The 18,715-nt window shown below is 54.5% G+C and carries 19 protein-coding genes; 12 read left to right on the top strand and 7 right to left on the bottom strand.

The features are described from left to right. Positions 1–182: 182 nt before the first annotated feature. From abc-f to KNP72_RS06080, 3 genes are all read left to right on the top strand, one after another. Complete coding sequence (gene abc-f / locus KNP72_RS06090) at positions 183–1,877, top strand: ribosomal protection-like ABC-F family protein (protein WP_214719997.1); 1,695 nt, start codon at positions 183–185, stop codon at positions 1,875–1,877. Positions 1,878–1,889: 12 nt separating this feature from the next. Then, complete coding sequence (locus KNP72_RS06085; protein ID WP_214832499.1) at positions 1,890–2,666, top strand: hypothetical protein; 777 nt, start codon at positions 1,890–1,892, stop codon at positions 2,664–2,666. A 114-nt stretch (positions 2,667–2,780) separates the two neighbouring features. Beyond that, positions 2,781–3,692, top strand: coding sequence for a cation diffusion facilitator family transporter (locus KNP72_RS06080; RefSeq protein ID WP_214719995.1), 912 nt, complete (start codon positions 2,781–2,783; stop codon positions 3,690–3,692). A gap of 41 nt (positions 3,693–3,733) precedes the next feature. Here the strand turns inward: KNP72_RS06080 and KNP72_RS06075 are convergent, their stop codons facing one another. The 3 genes from KNP72_RS06075 to KNP72_RS06065 all read right to left on the bottom strand — a co-directional run bounded on the left by KNP72_RS06075 (position 3,734) and on the right by KNP72_RS06065 (position 6,346). Continuing rightward, positions 3,734–4,873, bottom strand: a complete 1,140-nt coding sequence (locus KNP72_RS06075; protein WP_058763103.1) for a zinc-dependent alcohol dehydrogenase — start codon at positions 4,871–4,873, stop codon at positions 3,734–3,736. Positions 4,874–4,980: 107 nt separating this feature from the next. Then, the gene (locus KNP72_RS06070; protein WP_214719994.1) at positions 4,981–5,838 is read right to left on the bottom strand and encodes a metallophosphoesterase; all 858 of its coding nucleotides are present in this window, start codon (positions 5,836–5,838) and stop codon (positions 4,981–4,983) included. 94 nt (positions 5,839–5,932) lie between these two features. Beyond that, the gene (locus KNP72_RS06065; RefSeq protein ID WP_214828681.1) at positions 5,933–6,346 is read right to left on the bottom strand and encodes an organic hydroperoxide resistance protein; all 414 of its coding nucleotides are present in this window, start codon (positions 6,344–6,346) and stop codon (positions 5,933–5,935) included. Positions 6,347–6,464: 118 nt separating this feature from the next. Between KNP72_RS06065 and KNP72_RS06060 the strand changes: the two genes are divergently transcribed. Both KNP72_RS06060 and KNP72_RS06055 read left to right on the top strand, forming a co-directional pair. Further along, positions 6,465–6,911 (top strand): MarR family winged helix-turn-helix transcriptional regulator, encoded by a 447-nt coding sequence (locus KNP72_RS06060; protein ID WP_214719992.1) that lies wholly within the window; start codon positions 6,465–6,467, stop codon positions 6,909–6,911. A gap of 19 nt (positions 6,912–6,930) precedes the next feature. Next, positions 6,931–7,857 (top strand): CAP domain-containing protein, encoded by a 927-nt coding sequence (locus KNP72_RS06055; protein WP_214719991.1) that lies wholly within the window; start codon positions 6,931–6,933, stop codon positions 7,855–7,857. A gap of 44 nt (positions 7,858–7,901) precedes the next feature. Here the strand turns inward: KNP72_RS06055 and KNP72_RS06050 are convergent, their stop codons facing one another. Next, positions 7,902–8,375, bottom strand: coding sequence for a glutathione peroxidase (locus KNP72_RS06050; protein WP_029595900.1), 474 nt, complete (start codon positions 8,373–8,375; stop codon positions 7,902–7,904). A gap of 162 nt (positions 8,376–8,537) precedes the next feature. Here KNP72_RS06050 and KNP72_RS06045 point away from each other — a divergent pair, with 162 nt between their 5' ends. Both KNP72_RS06045 and KNP72_RS06040 read left to right on the top strand, forming a co-directional pair. Next, the gene (locus KNP72_RS06045; protein WP_214828687.1) at positions 8,538–9,059 is read left to right on the top strand and encodes a VanZ family protein; all 522 of its coding nucleotides are present in this window, start codon (positions 8,538–8,540) and stop codon (positions 9,057–9,059) included. 291 nt (positions 9,060–9,350) lie between these two features. Beyond that, entirely contained in the window at positions 9,351–10,655 is a 1,305-nt protein-coding gene (locus KNP72_RS06040) for a murein hydrolase activator EnvC family protein (protein WP_214832497.1), read from the top strand. Positions 10,656–10,688: 33 nt separating this feature from the next. Here the strand turns inward: KNP72_RS06040 and KNP72_RS06035 are convergent, their stop codons facing one another. The 3 genes from KNP72_RS06035 to KNP72_RS06025 all read right to left on the bottom strand — a co-directional run bounded on the left by KNP72_RS06035 (position 10,689) and on the right by KNP72_RS06025 (position 13,084). Continuing rightward, complete coding sequence (locus tag KNP72_RS06035) at positions 10,689–10,895, bottom strand: hypothetical protein (RefSeq protein WP_214832495.1); 207 nt, start codon at positions 10,893–10,895, stop codon at positions 10,689–10,691. A 42-nt stretch (positions 10,896–10,937) separates the two neighbouring features. Continuing rightward, positions 10,938–11,783, bottom strand: a complete 846-nt coding sequence (locus KNP72_RS06030; RefSeq protein WP_214832493.1) for a GNAT family N-acetyltransferase — start codon at positions 11,781–11,783, stop codon at positions 10,938–10,940. Between the two features lie 86 nt (positions 11,784–11,869). Beyond that, positions 11,870–13,084, bottom strand: coding sequence for a dicarboxylate/amino acid:cation symporter (locus KNP72_RS06025; RefSeq protein WP_214719986.1), 1,215 nt, complete (start codon positions 13,082–13,084; stop codon positions 11,870–11,872). A gap of 211 nt (positions 13,085–13,295) precedes the next feature. Here KNP72_RS06025 and zapA point away from each other — a divergent pair, with 211 nt between their 5' ends. The 5 genes from zapA (at position 13,296) to KNP72_RS06000 (ending at position 18,620) form a co-directional block, all read left to right on the top strand. Further along, positions 13,296–13,517, top strand: coding sequence for a cell division protein ZapA (zapA, locus tag KNP72_RS15840; RefSeq protein WP_021066785.1), 222 nt, complete (start codon positions 13,296–13,298; stop codon positions 13,515–13,517). A gap of 8 nt (positions 13,518–13,525) precedes the next feature. Beyond that, positions 13,526–14,062, top strand: a complete 537-nt coding sequence (locus KNP72_RS06015; RefSeq protein WP_021066786.1) for a CvpA family protein — start codon at positions 13,526–13,528, stop codon at positions 14,060–14,062. Between the two features lie 69 nt (positions 14,063–14,131). Next, on the top strand, positions 14,132–15,841 hold the full coding sequence (gene polX / locus KNP72_RS06010) for a DNA polymerase/3'-5' exonuclease PolX (RefSeq protein WP_214832491.1): 1,710 nt from the start codon (positions 14,132–14,134) through the stop codon (positions 15,839–15,841). After that, positions 15,842–18,196, top strand: coding sequence for an endonuclease MutS2 (locus tag KNP72_RS06005; protein WP_214719984.1), 2,355 nt, complete (start codon positions 15,842–15,844; stop codon positions 18,194–18,196). It abuts the gene before it with no gap. A 7-nt stretch (positions 18,197–18,203) separates the two neighbouring features. Beyond that, positions 18,204–18,620, top strand: coding sequence for a DUF350 domain-containing protein (locus tag KNP72_RS06000; protein ID WP_144429829.1), 417 nt, complete (start codon positions 18,204–18,206; stop codon positions 18,618–18,620). The last annotated feature ends 95 nt before the right edge of the window (positions 18,621–18,715 follow it).

Below are 18,715 nucleotides of genomic sequence, written 5' to 3'. Positions count from 1 at the left end.
CACTCAACTGATGAAACGAATCATCATTGTTCGCACGAACAGTCACGGGTGAAGTGTGTCCAATTTCAGGCTACGGGGGTGACCCTTCTTTCCGCTTGACCGGATCTCTTCACACCACCGCACGTTGCGGATGGTGTTTTTTGTTTCATCGCGTATCAGACAAACTAGCGAGGTGAAACAATATGTTAAGTATGAAGCAAGTCCGGTTCGACCACGACCGGCAACCCTTATTCGACAATGTCTCGTTCGACGTCGCTGCAGGCGAACGGGCCGTCTTGTTCGGCCAGAACGGGTCCGGCAAGACGACGCTATTCAAGCTGCTCATAGGTGAACTGGCCCCACAGTCAGGTTCGATTGACGTCTTGGGCACGATCGGTGTCGTCGAACAGACGGTGTTTGATGGAGAAGAGACCGCGCTCGACTACGTCATGCAAGGCGACTTGGCGCGCTACAATCTCTACCTTGCCGTCACATCAGGTGATTCGGCGCGCGTGCTCGAAGCGTATGACGAGGCACTCGCGGTTGACGCCTTCGCGCTCGAGCTTGAGGCGAGACAAGCACTCAAACGACTTGGTCTTGACGGACATGACGCGAGCCGACTCCGCGATTTGAGCGGCGGTGAACAGACACGGGTCCAACTCGCCCGTCTCACGATGCGACACGTCGACATCGTCCTGCTCGACGAGCCGACGAACCATCTCGATTTGGACTCGATCGAGTGGCTGACACGCTGGGTGAACGAGTTTTCGGGGACGGTGCTCGCCATCTCCCACGATCGTCAATTCATCGATGACGTCGCGACCGTCATCCTCGAGCTGCATGAGGGGACCATCGTCCGCTATCCGGGCAACTACACGGCGTATAAACATCAGAAGGCTGAGGAACTGGTACGCGACGAGCGAGCCCATGCCCGCTACATGGCGCGGAAGTCGGAGTTGCTCGATATGATCGCCCAATATAAGGGCTGGCATTTAAAAGCGAAAGCGACGGCGAGCGTGCGAAGTCCAGGCGCTCAAAAAGGCGCGGCGAACCTTGCCATCAAGATGAAGGCCCGGGAACGTAAACTCGAACAGCTCGAAGGGACGCGACCTGAGCGTCCGAAAGATGCGGCCCATATCTCGGTCCGCTTCCAAGCCGACCCACTCGAGGCGAAGACGTGGATTGCGGTCGACGACATCTCGTTCGGTTACGACGAACCCCTCTTTGAACGACTCTCGCTCACGGTGAACCGGGTTGACCGCATCTCCATCGTCGGACCGAACGGGAGCGGGAAGACGACGCTGTTGAAACTATTGATTGGCGAACTCGCACCGGAGGCAGGGGATATCAAGCGTCATCCGAAACTGAAAATCGGTTACTTCTCACAGACGCTCGCCCGATTACCGGCCGAAGGAACGTTGCTCGAGGCGCTCCTGGCCGAAAGTGACATCACCGAGACGGAGGCGCGGACGCTGCTCGCCCATTTCTTGTTCCGCCGCGATGAGGTGTATAAGCCGATCCGAGAGGCGAGCATGGGTGAGAAGTGCCGCATCGCCTTCCTCATCTTGTACTTCTCGGACGCGGACCTGCTCGCCCTCGATGAGCCGACGAACTATTTGGACGTGGCCACACGGGAGCAAATCGAGGCCGCGCTCGAGGTGTATCGAGGCGGATTGATTCTCATCTCGCATGACCGGACGTTCCACCGCTTGACGGACCGGACGATCGAGCTTGGGGAGACGGTACGCGTGCTCGAGTCCGGAGATACAAAGCCGGTCGACGTTGACGCGACGCTCCAGACGCTTGAGACATTGACGAGCGAACCGCATATTTTCTTCGACGAGGCAGGAAACGGCATCCCCCTTGCCGAATCCGAACAGAATAGACGAAACAAATAGGGGTGGAATCATATGAAAGAAGAAGTTCGGGCATCACGGGCCGCATCACGGAAGCGGAAGCGGTTATGGCAAACGGCGACGGTCATCGCATTGATTGCTTCACTCGTCGGCGTCATCGCCTTCGCGGCCCTCATGGATACGAAGAACTCGGCGTTGCCGGAGACAGACGACATCGCGACCGAGTCGGTCAATAATGAATCAGAGGCGACAGAAGGAGACGAGCCGGAAGCGGAGGCCGACGAGTCAGCGGGAACGTACGTCTATATCGCGGCACCTTATACGAAAGTGTTCGCCGACGACCGCGCGACGGTCATTTATGAGGCCGACCTCGGTGACCGGTTCGAACAGCTCGAGGCCGTCAGTGGTTTCGTCAAGCTCCAATTGAACGAGCAGACGACCGGATGGGTGACGGAAGCACAAGTGACGGGAGAAGCGACGAGCATTTCCGATGACGATGTGACCGCGGCATGGAAAACCGTCGTCCCGACTGCTGATGAAGCGACACTCGAAGTGCTCGGCCAAGACATCGACAGTGTCCGGGCCACACTCGGTGCCCCGAAAGCGGTCCAGCGTGACCAAGTGAACGAATACCATTTCTATGACGGCTTCTTCTTGATGGTACGTGACCAGCAAGTGCGGGCAATCGACTGGGACCGACAAGCGGTCGCGACGCCTGATGTGACAGCGACGAGCAGTCAAAACGCCGGCAGTTGGTATGAGGGCGAGACTCGCCAGTTGAAGTTGTTCCCATATGACGGTGTCATGCGGGTCCGGCTCGAACAGAAATAACGACAATCGTCGAGAGGACATCCCTTTCGGCGATTGTTTTTATATATTCATTCAAATGAACGTTTGAATGTTAGGGGTGGAAGGTATAAACTAGTAGAGAGAGGGGGCGACAATATGGGCGCACATCACGAACATCACGGGGACGACCATCATCATCATCATACGACGAACCAACGGGCATTATTCTGGTCGTTCGTCCTGATTGCGACGTTTATGGTCGTCGAGGTCATCGGCGGAATCTGGACGAACAGTTTGGCGCTGTTGTCGGACGCGGGCCATATGCTCAGCGACGCGGCGGCACTCGGGCTCAGTTTCCTCGCTGTCCGGTTCGGGGCACGCCAAGCGACGCCGGAGCGGACGTTCGGCTATCGACGCTTCGAGATTTTGGCGGCGTTCGTCAACGGCTTGACGTTGCTCGTCATTTCCATCTATATCATCATCGAGGCGTATCAACGCTTGTTCGCACCGCCAGAGATTTTAAGCGGCGGCATGCTCACGGTCGCGATCATCGGGCTACTTGTCAACGTGCTCGCGGCGTGGCTGCTCATGCGGGGCGAGCGTGACAACTTGAACGTCCGCAGTGCGTTGTTGCACGTGTTCGGCGATTTGCTCGGCTCGGTCGGGGCCATCACCGCGGCCGTGTTGATTATGGCGTTCGGCTGGACGCTCGCCGATCCGATCGCGAGCCTGTTCGTCGCCGTGCTCATCTTGGTCAGCGGCTACCGGGTGACGCGGGAGGCGATTCACATCTTGATGGAAGGGACACCTGACCAAGTCGACGTCGTGGCGATGCAACGGGAGCTCGGAGGTATTGACGGTGTCAAAGAAGTCCATGACTTGCACGTCTGGTCGATTTCATCGAACGAACTCGCTGTCACGTGTCACGTCTTAATCGAGTCCGACACGGACGACCAGCGCGTCTTGCATGATGTGACGGAACGAATCCGTCAATTCGCCACGTTCGAGCGTTCAACCGTTCAAATCGAACGGGAAGCGCAATGTTGTGAGAAACGAACGATTTGGTAAACGAAGAAGCGGTCCCTGACAGAAGTCGGGGACCGCTTTTGTTATGGCTTCAAGACGACTTTGACGCAGTCGTCCAAATGATCGTTAAAGATTTTGTATGCGTCGGCCGCCTGTTCGAGCGGCAAGCGGTGCGTGATGATGTCGGTCGGATCGAACTTCTTGTCGACGATCATCTGGAACAGCTCGGGCATGTAGTGGATGACCGGTGCTTGTCCCGTCCGGATGCTTACGTTACGGGTGAAGAAGTCGCCGAGCGGGAACTGGTTATAGTTCATCGCATAAATCCCGGTCAATTGAACCGTCCCGAACTTCCGGACCGCTTCTTTGGCGACTTTGATGGCGCTGAGCGTGCCGCCTTGAACCATCAACTTTTGCTCTACTTTCTCGATTGGAGACATTTTGCCGTCGAAGCCGACACAGTCGATGACGACGTCAGCACCGCCGTTCGTGATCTCATAAATGTATTTGCCCGTATCAATCGGGTCTTTCATGAGAACGGTCTCAACGTTGTTCGACAATTTGGCTCGGTTCAAGCGATACAATTCCGGGTCGACGGCGATGACGCGTTTCGCACCACGCACCCAGGCGAGCTTTTGTGTCATTAGTCCGACCGGTCCCGAACCGAGGACGACGACCGTGTCGCCGGCTTTCATCCCGGAACTGTCCAAACTCCACCAAGCGGTCGGGATGACGTCGGAGAGGAAGAGGAGTGCTTCGTCGTCGAGTTCGCACGATTCGGGAATGACGAGCGGCATGAAGTTGCCGTAAGGCACTTTCAAATATTCGGCCTGCCCCCCAGGATGGTTCCCGAACTGCTCGGTGAATCCGAAATAGCCGCCCGCGTCCGTATGCGGGGCGTGGTTCGAATTGTCACACTGACTCTCCATCTCGTTCTCGCAATAGAAACAATGGCCGCACGAGACGTTGAACGGTAAGACGACCCGGTCGCCTTTTTTCACTTTCGTCACGTCAGGTCCGACTTCCTCGACGATGCCCATCGGTTCGTGCCCGATGACGTAGCCATGTCGGGTCGGCATGTTGCCTAAGTAGATGTGCAAATCTGATCCGCAGATGGCCGTCGAGGTGATTTTGACGATAATCTCTTCCCGATTCTCAATCTCTGGGTCTTTCACGTCTTTCACTTCGATGTTCTTCGCTCCTTGATAGGTGACAGCACGCATTTGTCCACTTCCTCCCTTTTTTCAAAAACAAGTAAGTCACAACAAGAGTACTGTACCCCTCCCGCACGCATGCGAATCCGATTTTTGGGGAAAATAGGAAAAGGGACTCACTGAGGAGCCCCGGTCCCAGTGACGTCGATGACGACGATCTCCGGTGGGTTGAATACGCGCGGTACGCTGACGCTATAGTTGAAACCGCGCCCGATGACGTGGGTGAACGACTCGTGTTCGTACAGGCCGCCGGCATACTTCGGGAAGAAGCCCTGGTCCGGCGCGTACAGTCCGTTCAATAAATAGGGGATGCGAACCTGCCCGCCGTGGGCATGGCCTGACAGGACGAGGTCGAACGGCAGGGCGGCGTATGTCTCGACTTGTTCGGCCCGGTGTGACAAGAGCAGGCTGAACGCCGTCTCGGTGTCGACATCGCCGAGCGAGGTCAAGGCCGTCTCTTCCCAGCTCGCCTGAATATTTTCGGTATACGTCCGGAGCGGGTCTTCGAGCCCACCGACGAGGAGATCGACCCCATTGACGTTGACTGAGGCCGTCTCATTCTCGAGCACCGTCACGCCGTAGGAGCGGAACACGTCTTTGACGTCGTGACGGACAAAGTCGTCAGAGCCGTCAATCTCGTGGTTGCCGGTCACGAAATACATCGGCGCGATGCCCTGCAGCCCTTCAATCAATTCGAAGGAGGCATCGGGTGAGCGGAAGCGGTCGAGGATATCGCCGGGAAGGGCGATCAAATCCGGTTCCTGTTCCCGCACTTTGTCGATTAAGACGCGTTGGTCGTCCCCGTACGAATAGCCGTGCAAATCGGACAATAGGACGACCCGGAACGATTGTCCCGACGCGAGCTTGTCCGACTCGATCGCGTAGTTCCGGACGGTCAGTCCGTTATAGAAAGCGGCGAGGAGGAACGCGACTCCGACGCCGATCGTCACATATTTACGTTTGCCTTTGAACATCGTCCGCCTCCTCTCGATGAATCGTTCGTTTCTTCAGTTTACTCTGTTGATGCTCCGGACGCAAAAAAAGCCCGCTCGGAAGCGGGCCATCGAATTATGCTGCTTTGGCAGTCAACTTGACGTCGACGTTGCCGCGTATCGCTTTCGAGTACGGGCAAACTTGGTGTGCCGCTTCGACAAGACGTTCCGCCGTCGCTTGATCGACACCTTTGATTTCGACTTCGAGTTCGACCGAGATGAAGAAACCTTCATCGTCTTGGTTGAGCGTCACGTGTCCTGTGACGTTCGTGCCGTCTGTTTTAATACGTTCTTTGCCGATGACGAGGTTCAAGGCGCTACCGAAACATGCCGCGTAACCTGCTGCGAAGAGTTGCTCCGGGTTCGTCGCTTCGTCCGCGTGTTTTGAGCCGGGCATTGATACGTTCAAGTCGATGACGCCGTCCGTCGATGTGACGCGACCTTCGCGGCCACCGATTGCAGTTGCAGAAGCTGTGAATAATGGTTTCATGATTCAATTCCTCCATTTCGTTTTTAGGCAATTAAGTTGTGCACAATCTAATTATAGGGCAGTCAAACAGATAAGCAAATGATATGCTTGTCCTAAGACTATAGCCGGAGGAAATTTTATGAAAAGTTCATTAACATTAGAGCATCAGATCTGTTTTCAGCTCTATACCGCTTCAAAAGAGCTTACAAGACTATATCGCCCAATTTTGGCGCCGTTAAACCTGACATATAGCCAGTACTTGGTCATGCTCGTCTTGTGGGAAGAGGACAATATTGATTTGAAACAGCTCGGGGAGCGACTCACGCTCGATTCGGGCACGTTGTCACCGCTCGTCAAGCGGCTCATGCAACTCGATTACGTGGAGAAAGTGCGGGCGACCGACGACGAGCGTCGTGTCCTCTTGTCACTCACGCCGTCCGGGAGCGCACTGCGTGAGCAGGCCGAAGAGGTACCGCTCAAAGTGAGTGGTATGCTGAATATAGATCAAGCGACGTATATCGCTTATATGGAGATGCTCATCGATATCAAGGTGCGCTTGCGTGCATTCGGTGAGCGAGAGGAGTAGGTTTTCGAAAGGAGACGCGATGTTTCGTAAACTAGTGATTTTATTGCTCGCAATCGGCATGTATGCGGCCTGGAAATTTGAAGTGCCGAACGTGTCGGCGCCGACGAGCATTCAAGTGAAGTCGACGGAAGTGGCGGAGGAGCAGCAAGAACGCTCGACCGACGCCCCGCGCTTCACGAGCCAATATGCCGGGCACGACTGGTACTTGCTCGAGAAGAGCGGCGACCGCAGCCTCGAGTTGATTGATGCCGACGGGTCGAAGCAAGGCCAGTATCAGTTCGAGACGGGCAGCATCTTTGAAGGGCTCATCGTGGGCGAGACGACACGACAACAAATCGAAAAAATCGGCTTCGATGAGGTCAAATCGTATAATAAGGGACTGAAGCGCTATTTGATTCCGGACGACCCGTCATTCAACGTCTATGCGATTGACGATGACTACGTGACGATGTTTTTCGATCAGCATGACGACGACAAGCTGAAGGCCGTGCTCACGGTAGACCGGGACGTTGAGGAGTCGAGTGACGGCTATTACGGTGACGTATCGGAAGACAATCTCGTCGCGAACGAACAATTGATGCGGATGCTCATGAACTGGGACCGCCAGAAGTTCGAACTGTCAGCACTCGCTGACTATGAGCCGTTGTTACCGGTCGTGCGCGCCCATAGTGAGAACATGGCCCGGAACAACTTCTTCAGCCATACCGACCCCGAGGGCCGCGACCCGTTCGAGCGGATGAACGAGGCCGGTATCGCTTACTCCCTCGCCGGCGAGAACTTGGCGATGGGGCAGATGAGCGTCTTTCACGCCCACTGGGGTCTGATGAATTCGCTCGGCCACCGGGAGAACATCTTGAAAGATGGCTTCACGCACGTGTCGGTCGGTCTCGTCTACAATGAGGAGTCGAGCCCGTTCTATACGATCAATTTCATCACACCACGCTAATAAAAAAGGATGGGCTGCCAGATTACGGCAGCCCATCCTTTGACTTATAACAGGCGCTTGACCGCCGTCTCGATCTCATCCGGCGTCGTCTGCGGCGAGAACCGTTCGATGACGTTGCCGTTCCGGTCGACGAGGAATTTTGTGAAGTTCCATTTAATCGTCTTCGAACCGAGCAGGCCGGGTGCTTCTTTCGATAAGTATTGGAAGAGTGGGTGGGCGTCTTTGCCGTTCACGTCTACTTTGGCGAACATCGGGAACGTCACGCCGTAGTTCAATTGACAGAACTCGCTGATTTCCTCGTTTGACCCCGGGTCTTGATTGCCGAACTGGTTGCATGGGAAGCCGAGGATATGGAACCCTTGGCCCTGATAGCGTTCATATAATTTCTCGAGCCCGTCGAGTTGCGGGGTGAAGCCGCACTTGCTCGCCGTGTTGACGATTAACAGGACGTCCCCCTCATATTTCGATAGCGGTTGGAGCTTGCCACTCATATCGGCCGCCTCATATTGATAGATCATGTTGATTCCCCCTTTTTCTTTTCATTATAACAAGCAGCAATTCAAGTCACGACTTTAAATCGGTTGCTCGCAATCAAATTGTCATAAAATTATGAAGTCGTTGTTACAATGAAACGTGATGGACGGCGTATAATGAGACTCATTGTAGAAAGGAAAGGTGTCATGTACATATTAAAAAATGAATTTATATGGATCGCTTTGATCCTGCTTGGCTTATTCTTATCGAGCGCGACCCCATACTCTGACCAGAGCATCGTCTCACCGCTCGAACGTATCAATTGGACGTGGGCCGAGCCAGTCCTCTCGACCATTGACTTCGAGTATGCCGGGGGACCGGTGTCGCTCGAAGCGAAAGGGAGCGTCGGTCTCATCGAATTCTTGATTCGGAAAGCGGCGCATTTCACCGTCTTCTTCGCACTCGGGGCACTTCTCGTCAAAGCGGTGTCGCGCACACAACTTCATGCAGTGCTGACGCTCTTGTTCGCCTGGGCGCTCGCGAACACGGTCGCCATCTTTGATGAGTTCCATCAAAGTTTGACGCCGGAGCGGACACCGCTCATCCAAGACGTCATGCTCGACAGTTTTGGTGCCGCCTGTGGCATCCTCTTGATTGGCGGGTTTCTGCTGTTCAAACAAGGGCGTCATAAACGGTCACGATCGGGGTTCGTGACTCCGAGGTGGTAAAAAAAATCGTATAGGTAGTTATTTGAAAAGCGCTTTCATGAAGGGCTTTTCTTTTTGATTTATAACGTTTGTGTGACAAGCAAAATTGCAAAAGCCCTTTATACCCCCATTTTTTAACGGATAAAACCTAAAACAGGTCAATGTAACGCGAATGAAATATAAGTGTAAAATAACTTTAGGTTTAGATTGCTATAATGAGTCTCAGAGCGATATCGAATTTTGCCTATTAATTTATAATTTATGCGATCTATATTATATAGAAATTCAGAGAACTCAGCGGAGGGAAGCACATTGGTTAACTTGAAGAAACTTGCAGCAACCGTCACTTTAGGAGCTCTTCTCATAAGCGGCACGACACCTGGCTATGCAGCGTCACTTACAGACAAGCAGAAAAAGGTGCAACAGCAGCAACAACAGAATAACAGTGAACAGAGCAAAGCGAACGCCTCGATCCAAAAACGTGAACAGGCAATCAGCAAAGAGCAGCAAGAAATCAACAAGTTAGATGCTGAACTCCAAGACGTCATCAACGACGTCGCACAAAAGAAAGCTGAAATTCGTGCGACACAACAAAAAATTGCAGCCCTTCAAAAGCAGATTAAACAATATGAAGCGAAAATGAAGGCACAAGAAGAGCTCATGAAAGAGCGCATGGCCACGATGCAAAAAAATGGCGGCGGCTCAATCGACTGGGCGGAGTTCATCTTCGGATCGAAAGACTTCGGTGACTTGCTCACACGCATGATCACGGCTGGTACGATTCAAGAGAACGACAAACAAATCTTCGAAGAGTATCAAGCGACAAAAGAAAAATTGGCCGCAGCGCAAGCTGAGTTGAAAGCCGAGCGCGATGCTCTCGTGAAACAAAAAGAAGAACTCGAACAACGTCAAAAGACGCTCAACAAAAAAATGAAAGAGCGCGCAGCGAAGATTAAGAAACTCAACGCTGAGAAAGTGAAGTTCGAATCGAAATTGATGAGCCTCCAAGAAATGGAGTCAACACTCAAAGCACAAGAGAAAGCCATCAAGGCTGAAATGGAAGCACAACGTCGTGCGGCCGAAGAAGCCAAACGTGCGGCAGCGGCAGCAGCGGCTGCGAAGAAACAACAAGCATCAAACACGGGCTCTAGCGCGGCAAGCACACCGACAGCGTCGGCAGCGGCATCTTCTGTACCGGCAAGCGGCGGCATGTTCCAACGTCCGGCAAACGGTCGTCTCTCACAAGGATGGGGCGCGGCGAGCGGTGCGAACGGTTACTCGTTCCACAACGGACTTGATATCGCAGCACCGGTCGGCACACCGATCAACGCAGCACAAACAGGTACGGTCACGACAGCTGGATGGGGTGGTGCTTACGGGAACCACGTCATCATCACGCACGTCTTGAACGGTCAAGTTTGGACGACTGTATACGCACACATGAGCTCGGTATCGGTATCGGCCGGCCAACGTGTGACACAAGGTCAACACATCGGCGGCATGGGTAGCACAGGGAACTCGACTGGCTCACACTTGCACTTCGAAATCCACCGTGGTGGTTACTCGTACTCATCTTCGAGCGCGGGCAGCACGGTCAACCCAGCTTCATTCTTCTAAGCCTATACAAAAAGTGATCGACGAACGCGTCGATCACTTTTTTGTTGCCTTGTACGCGATAAAGGTCAGCAGGGCGGCGCCGATGACGCTCAGCCAGAGCGTGTCCCAGTTCGGGTCGTCGAGCATGCTCTGGCCTCCGAGAAACACCATATGGCCGAGCACAGCGAACGTAACGACCGTCAAGGCGGTCAACCGTACCCGGCGCGGGATGCGGAGCCACCAACCGAATAATCTGTTCATCAAAAATCGCCTCCACCTACAGTATAGGGGAGGCGCATCAAATCAGCTAGGCAATCGAATCCACGCCGAGGTGAAGATTTTTTGATAGCCGACTTCTTTGTAAATCTTGTTCGATGTCGGGTTGCTCAAATCCGTATAGAGCGTACAATATTGTTTCGACGTCAAGAGCTCCCGGCTCAGCTCGGCGACGAGCGAGCGGGCATAGCCGCGCTTGCGCAACGCTTTTGGCGTGTAGACGAACGAGACAGTGACGCCGTTCGCGGTCTCACGCGATTTCTTCGCGCACGAGACGACCTTGCCGTCGACTTCCCAGACGTACACTTCTTGATTCTCGAGCATCGTCGCAATCTTTTGTGTCGCGTTTGCCTTCGACGATACCGGTAAACCGGTATCCTTTTCGAACGCGTTATACGCCTTCACGAGGAATGCCTCATCGTCCTTGGTCGCCCGTCGCATCGACCCTTCCGACAGCGGGATGTCGTTGACACGATCAAGACGATACAGACCTTGCTCCATGAAGACTTTCGGCTCTCGCGCCGTCAGGATGTACCAGAGCGTGTAGAAATTCATCGCTAGATCAGCTTGCGAGACGACCTCGGTGAATGGGATATCACTATTTAATAGTTCAGGTACGAGCAGACGAAGGACGTCATCCTCTCGCTCATGCTTCACGAGCACATAGTTGAGCGGATGGGGCGGAGTTACTTGCAGGATCGCGAGCACATCACCGTCATCTTCGACGGTGAGTTGATGATACGACTCGTATCGGCCTTGTTTGATGGCATCGAGCACGCCAATCATCAAGCTGTTCTCGGCCTCATGTTCGAGCAGGTGGGGCATGACACGTTCTGCAAATCCGGATAGGTCGTTCCAACGAATCAGTTCCATATGAACACCCTTTCATCGTATGTATACGAAACGGGCAAACCTGATGGCTTGCCCGTTTTTTTCATTCTATCAAATTATAGATGAGATTACGCGATTTCTTCGCGTTCTTTTGCGTCATCCAAAATGTTGGTGTTGCGTTTGAAGTAATGAACGATTTTGGCGATGGCGCCGTCTCCCGTGACGTTTGTCGCCGTACCGAAGCTATCTTGTGCCAAGTAGAGGGCGATGACAAGACTGAGCATCGTTTCGCTGAATCCGAGCATCGAACCGAACAAACCGAGCGAGGCCATGACGGCTCCACCTGGTACGCCTGGTGCTGCGATCATCGTGACGCCGAGGGCGAGGATGAACGGGAGCACGATCGCGAATGACATCGGCATGCCGTTCAAGTACATGAGGGCGACACCGACCGATGTGAGCGTGATTGTCGACCCTGACAAGTGGATGGTCGCACAGAGCGGCACCACGAAGTTGGCGACGCCTTCGTCCGTGTTGTTCGCTTTCGCCTGACGAAGTGTGACCGGGATTGTCGCCGCTGACGACTGTGTCCCGATGGCTGTGAAGTAAGCCGGCATCATCGTCTTCAAGAGACGAAGTGGGTTTTCTTTGTTGAGAGCACCTGCGACTGAGTATTGAATCAAGAGCATCGTCAAGTGAAGGACGATGATCGTGACGAAGACGAGCGAGAATACCGAGAGAATCTCAGCGACTTGTCCGGCATACGTCATGTTCATGAAAATTCCGGCGATGTGAATCGGTAATAGTGGAATGATGACTTTGCTGATGAGTAGTTCAATGATATCGCGGAAATCCATGGCCAAATCGAGCGAGCGCTTGCTTTCGATGGCGGCAATCCCGATGCCGATGACGAAGGCGAGAATGAGCGCCGTCATGACGCCGAATACCGGTGGAATCTCGAACTCCATGAAGCTTTTCAAAAGAGCTTCTTCCGGGTTTTCTGCAGAGGCCGTGCTGCGTGACAAGATTTGCGGGAACAAGTTGCTCGTCGTGAAGTAAGCGAGCGTCCCAGCAACGATTGTCGAGATGTAGGCGATGGCGGCCGTCAAACCGACCAATTTCCCGGCGCCTTTTCCAAGTTCCCCGATTCCTGGAATGATGAAGGCGAGAATGATGAGTGGGATGGCGAAGCCTAGGAACTGTCCAAAGACCGTGTTGAACGTGACGAACGTCCGGACAATCCAGTTCTGGCTTTCTGGTACGATGCTACCGAGTAAAATCCCGAATGCGATAGCGATGATGATGCGACCTAGAAGGCCAATGCGTAATTTCAAATAAATCATCCTCTCTTAATGTTTGAATTGTTGCTATTTTCGCACATTTCATGCGGTGTTGCCACCCTATCTTTCATTTTTTAACGAAGATTGACGTTTGACAACTTTGAAATAGGGTATCACAAAATGTTGGAGTGGAAAAGGGAGGGACCTTCTTCTTTTCCTAATATACAAACGATGTTATGATTAATTTTGAATAGACGTAAAGGAGGGGTGACGCGTGCAGGTACAACGAACAACGATTCATATCGCGGGTCAGGACTATACGATCGTCAGCGAAGAGCCGGCCGATCATGTGAGGGAAGTGGGCTTTCTGGTCGATAGCAAGATCCGTGAGATTCGTGAACAGTCCCCTCATCTAGACGCTCGTCAGGCAGCGGTGCTCGCCGCTATCCAAATCGCGAGTGATCACGTCAAAACTAAACGAAATACGGGAGAATAAATCACTTTATGGTTACTCTACTTATACTGTTTTTCTTGTTCATCGGGATCATCAACGGATTCCGCCGCGGGGCGATTTTGCAGCTCGGCCATTGGGTCGCGCTCATCATCAGTTTCCTCGTCGCGAATGCCTACTACCGTGATCTCGCCGAAGCGTTCAAGCTATGGATTCCATACCCGTCGCAACTCGATGGGTCGCTTCCGGAAGGTGTCATCGATTTAAACGCACTGACAGGACTCGAGATGACGTTTTATAACGTCTTCTGGTTCGTCGTCTTGTTCGTCATCACGAAGCTCGTCTTGCATCTCATCCTATCTATGCTTGACTTCTTGACGGACTTGCCGATCTTGCGTCAATTAAAAGGAATTATCGGAGCAGTCCTCGGGTTCTTCGAGGCGTACGTGATCACGTTCTTTATTTTGTGGGTCATCGCGTTCGTACCGATGGCAAGCGTCCAGAGCGCCGTCGACAACTCGTCGCTTGCGACGTACATCATTCAAGATACGCCATATCTCTCTGAATGGTTCTCGAATAAGATGTTGTAACACGACAGGCCGGAATGCAAGCTAGTGCTTGTGTCTCGGCCTTTTCTGTATGGAAAAGGGGGAAGCACGATGAATAAAGTCGAAGCGATGATGCTGCTAGAAAAAATCGCGCAATATATGGAGATTAAAGGGGAGAACCCGTTCAAAATCAACGCCTTCCGCAAAGCCGCGACGGCGCTCGAGAACACGGAACTCGAACTCGAGGACATCGAGGATTTGACGACAATCTCCGGGATTGGCAAAGGGACGGCCGCCGTCCTCGAAGAATGGCGGGACACGGGACGCAGTGAAGTGCTCGAGTCACTCCAAGAAGAGATTCCGTACGGTCTCATGAAACTGCTCAAAATCCAAGGACTCGGCGGCAAGAAGCTCGCCAAGCTCCGTGAGGTAGGCGTCGTCGACCTCGAGACGCTCATCACCGTATTAGAGGACGGAACGGCCGCGAGCCTGCCTGGCTTCGGCGCCAAGAGCGTCGAGAAGTTGCTCACGGCGGCACGGAACCTCGAGTCACGTCCGGAGCGTCTCGCGTACGCCATGATGCGTCCGGTCGTCGAAGAAATTGAAGCGGTGCTTGAAGCCGAGCCGCTCGTCTTGCGCCATTCGGTCGGGGGCAGTTTCCGCCGCGCCGAGGAGACGTGTAAAGACCTTGACTTCATCATCGCGACCGAAGAGCCTATCGCCCTCCGTGACAAGCTGCTCGCCCTCCCGTTCATCAACGAGGTGATTGCGGCAGGCGAGACGAAAGTGTCGCTCGTCCTCGAGCGCGAGGAGATGGTGTCGGTCGACTTCCGCATGGTCGAACCGGGCGCCTTCGCCGCGACGCTCCATCACTTCACCGGCTCGAAAGACCATAACGTGCGCATGCGCCAGCTCGCGAAAGCGAAGGGTGAGTCGATTTCTGAGTACGGCGTCGAGACGGCGGACGGCCTCTGGCAACCGGAGACGGAAGCCGAGTTGTTCGAACGTTACGGGCTGCCGTTCATCCCGCCGGAGCTCCGGTCTGGAAACGCAGAGTTCGAGCACGACCTTTCGAAGCTCGTCACGCTCGACGACATCAAGGCCGACGCCCATATGCACACGGTCTGGTCGGATGGGAAGCTGACGGTCGACGAACTCGTCGCAGCGATGAAAGCGCGCGGCTATGAGTGGATTGCCATCACCGACCACGGCAAATACATGTCGTTCGTCAACGGCTTGACCGAGGAACGGCTCGAGGCGCAAGGGGAAGAGATTCTCGCCGCCGCCAAAAAGCACGATATGCACGTCCTGCGCGGTGTCGAGATGGACATCCGCCCGGACGGGACGCTCGACTATGAGCCTGAGTTCTTGGCTACGCTCGACTACGTCGTCGCCTCGATTCACTCGAAGATGGACCAATCCGTCGACGAGATTATGGCCCGGCTCGAGAACGCCTGCCGCTCGCCGTACGTCAACGTCATCGCCCATCCGACCGGTCGTCTCATCGGCCGCCGTGACGGCTATCCGATTGACGAGGAGCGCTTGATTGCCCTCGCCAAAGAGACGGGGACGGCGCTCGAGTTGAACGCGAACCCGAACCGGCTCGACTTGACAGCCTCAACGCTGAAGAAAGCGAAGGCGGCCGGCGTCAAACTGATGATCAACACCGACACGCACCACCCTGATATGATGGAAGATATGGCACTCGGCGTCCTGCACGCCCGGAAAGCCTATCTTGAACCGTCAGACATCATCAACTGCCTCTCGTTCGAGGACGCCAAGGCGTTCATCGACGCGAAGCGACAGAAAGGAACATGCTAGATGGATCACGCGTTACGCGTTTTAGAATATGAAAAACTCCGCCAGCAGCTCGCCGCCCACGCCGCGAGCTCGCTCGGTAAAGAACGGGCGCTCAACATGCAGCCCGACTATACGTACGACCGGGTATTGTCGAACTTGAACGTCACCCGCGAGGCGACCGAGGTCGTAAGGCTCCGCGACCGGTTGCCGCTCGGCGGACTGACCGACGTCCGCAGTGAAGTGAAGCGGGCCGCCATCGGCTCGGTCCTCTCGACGAGCGAACTGCTCGCCGTCGCCGCCGTCATGTATAGCGGCCGCCAAGTGAAGAACTTCTTCGAGAAGCTGCACGAGGACAATGAAGACCTCCGTATCCCGCGCCTCGACGAGTATGCCGAGCGCTTGACGAAGCTGATCGAGGTCGAACAGACGATCCGTCACGCCATCGACGACCAAGGCACGGTCCAAGATTCGGCGAGCGACCGTCTCCGTGGCCTACGGACCCAGCTCCGTAGCTTTGAAGGTAGCGTCCGTTCACGGATTGACAACATCCTCCGCAACAATGCGAAGATGCTGTCGGACGCCATCGTCACAATTCGGAACGACCGCTATGTCGTCCCGGTCAAGATGGAGTACCGCCAAGCGTTCGGCGGGATCGTCCACGACCAATCGGCATCGGGCCAGACGCTCTTCATTGAGCCGCAGGCGATCGTGTCGATCAACAACGAGATTCAAGAAGTCCGCTTGAAAGAGCGCGCCGAGATCGACCGTATCTTGAGCGAACTGTCAGACCTCGTCGGCGGTGTCGCCGATTCGGTCGTGACGAACCTCGACGTGCTCGCCACGCTCGACTTCGTGTTCGCGAAAGTCGCTTACGGTCATCAGCTCAAAGCGACGGAACCGAAACTGAATGACGAGCGCGAAATCAAGTTGAAACAGGCGCGCCATCCGTTCATCCCGCAAGACGAGGTCGTGCCGATCACGGTCGAACTCGGTGAGGCGTTCACATCGCTCGTCATCACGGGACCGAACACCGGCGGGAAGACGGTCACGCTCAAGACGCTCGGACTGCTCCAATTGATGGTGCAGTCAGGTCTGTACGTGCCGGCCGAATTCGGGACGGAACTGTCCGTCTTTGACGCCATCTACGCCGACATCGGTGACGAGCAGTCGATCGAGCAGAGCTTGTCGACGTTTAGCTCGCACATGACGAACATCGTCAGCATGCTCGACAAGATTGACTTCATGTCACTCGTCCTATTCGATGAGCTCGGTGCCGGGACCGACCCGCAAGAAGGGGCGGCCCTTGCCATCGCCATCCTTGACGAAGTGAAACGTCGTGGTGCCCGTGTGGCGGCGACGACGCACTACTCGGAATTGAAGGCGTACGCCTATAACCGGGAAGGCGTCATGAACGCCTCGATGGAGTTCGATATCGAATCGCTCAGCCCGACGTATCGCCTATTGATTGGCGTACCGGGTCGTTCGAACGCGTTCGAGATTAGTCGACGTCTTGGCTTATCGGAACAGGTCATCGACAAAGCGCGAAGCCATGTCGGCACCGACGCCGAGTCGGTCGAATCGATGATCAATCAGCTCGAGGCGGCCAAGCATCGCGCCGAACAGCTCGAGAAAGAACTCATCGTCAAACGCCACGACCTCGAAGAAGAGCAAGCTGCGTTCGAGGCGAAGCTGACCGATTTCGAACGCGAGCGCGACACGATGTACGGCGAAGCCGAGGCGCGTGCCGAAAAGGCCGTCGAACAGGCGAAGCGCCAAGCAAACGAAGTCATCGACCGCTTGAAGAAGCTTCGTGAAGAAGGCATCGTCAAAGAGCACGAGATCATCGCCGCGAAGAAACAGCTTGAATCGGCGAAACCGACGCTCCAAGATAAAAAGATTCAAAAAGTGAAACAAAAAGCGCAACAGAAACGTACATTCAGTAAAGGCGAAGAAGTGAAAGTGACGACGTTCAACCAAAAGGGCTATATCGTGAAGCAATTGAACGATAACGAGTACAACGTCCAAGTCGGGATTATGAAAGTGAACGTCAAAGCGGACGACCTTCAAAAAATCGGACCTTCGAAAGAGCAGTCGCTCCAGTCGAAAGGCAGCTCGCTCAAGCGTCAGAGCTCGACGAAGTCGGAGCTCGACTTGCGCGGCGTTCGGGTCGAAGAAGGACTTTCCCGCCTCGACAAATATATCGACGAGGCACTCGTGTCTGGGTACGACAACGTCCGCATCATCCACGGTCTTGGGACCGGGGCGATGCGCCAAGCGACGCAGGAATACCTGAAAGGACATCGTCACGTGAAGAGTCAGCGCCCCGGTGGGATGGGTGAAGGCGGACTCGGTGTCACGGTCGTCGAACTGAAGTGAGGGGAACATGGTAATGGGGAATGTGAACGTCAACGTATTGCTTGAGTCGCTCGGCCTGTATACGATCGCCGGACTCATGATTGTCGTCGGTCTGGCCATCTTTGAGGTGACGACGCCGTACAGCAATTGGCGCGAGATTCAAAAAGGCAATATCGCCGTCGCACTCGCGACCGGCGGGAAAATCGTCGGGCTCGCCAACATCTTCCGCGTCGTCGAGAGCCACCACGACCAGACGATGGACGTGTTGGTCGGCGGGAGCTTCGGTTTCGTGCTCTTGTTGGTGACGTATTGGCTATTCGAATTTTTGACGCCGTCGCTCAAAGTGAACGAGGAAATCGGGAAAGGGAACATCGCCGTCGGCCTGATGGCGTTCCTGCTCTCGATTGGGGTCTCGCTCGTCGTCGGCGCGGCGTTGGTGAGGTGAAGACATGGTATACGAGAGATTGGCAAAGATTCTCTTCATCGGGGCCGGCCTGTTTTTAGTGGCAGCGGCACTGTGGTTTATTTTTTATTGACTCG

This window comes from Exiguobacterium sp. s152 (assembly GCF_018618335.1).
In the GTDB taxonomy this organism is placed as follows: Bacteria; Bacillota; Bacilli; order Exiguobacteriales; family Exiguobacteriaceae; genus Exiguobacterium; species Exiguobacterium chiriqhucha.
Note: the sequence above shows the minus strand (reverse complement) of the source record. Positions and strands in the feature narration are given on the sequence as shown.

Coding starts and splice junctions, on each gene's coding strand:
- abc-f (WP_214719997.1), top strand. CDS start 183: ATGTTAAGTATGAAGCAAGTCCGGTTCGACCACGACCGGCAACCCTTA.
- KNP72_RS06085 (WP_214832499.1), top strand. CDS start 1,890: ATGAAAGAAGAAGTTCGGGCATCACGGGCCGCATCACGGAAGCGGAAG.
- KNP72_RS06080 (WP_214719995.1), top strand. CDS start 2,781: ATGGGCGCACATCACGAACATCACGGGGACGACCATCATCATCATCAT.
- KNP72_RS06075 (WP_058763103.1), bottom strand. CDS start 4,873: ATGCGTGCTGTCACCTATCAAGGAGCGAAGAACATCGAAGTGAAAGAC.
- KNP72_RS06070 (WP_214719994.1), bottom strand. CDS start 5,838: ATGTTCAAAGGCAAACGTAAATATGTGACGATCGGCGTCGGAGTCGCG.
- KNP72_RS06065 (WP_214828681.1), bottom strand. CDS start 6,346: ATGAAACCATTATTCACAGCTTCTGCAACTGCAATCGGTGGCCGCGAA.
- KNP72_RS06060 (WP_214719992.1), top strand. CDS start 6,465: ATGAAAAGTTCATTAACATTAGAGCATCAGATCTGTTTTCAGCTCTAT.
- KNP72_RS06055 (WP_214719991.1), top strand. CDS start 6,931: ATGTTTCGTAAACTAGTGATTTTATTGCTCGCAATCGGCATGTATGCG.
- KNP72_RS06050 (WP_029595900.1), bottom strand. CDS start 8,375: ATGATCTATCAATATGAGGCGGCCGATATGAGTGGCAAGCTCCAACCG.
- KNP72_RS06045 (WP_214828687.1), top strand. CDS start 8,538: ATGTACATATTAAAAAATGAATTTATATGGATCGCTTTGATCCTGCTT.
- KNP72_RS06035 (WP_214832495.1), bottom strand. CDS start 10,895: ATGAACAGATTATTCGGTTGGTGGCTCCGCATCCCGCGCCGGGTACGG.
- KNP72_RS06030 (WP_214832493.1), bottom strand. CDS start 11,783: ATGGAACTGATTCGTTGGAACGACCTATCCGGATTTGCAGAACGTGTC.
- KNP72_RS06025 (WP_214719986.1), bottom strand. CDS start 13,084: ATGATTTATTTGAAATTACGCATTGGCCTTCTAGGTCGCATCATCATC.
- KNP72_RS06015 (WP_021066786.1), top strand. CDS start 13,526: ATGGTTACTCTACTTATACTGTTTTTCTTGTTCATCGGGATCATCAAC.
- polX (WP_214832491.1), top strand. CDS start 14,132: ATGAATAAAGTCGAAGCGATGATGCTGCTAGAAAAAATCGCGCAATAT.
- KNP72_RS06005 (WP_214719984.1), top strand. CDS start 15,842: ATGGATCACGCGTTACGCGTTTTAGAATATGAAAAACTCCGCCAGCAG.
- KNP72_RS06000 (WP_144429829.1), top strand. CDS start 18,204: ATGGTAATGGGGAATGTGAACGTCAACGTATTGCTTGAGTCGCTCGGC.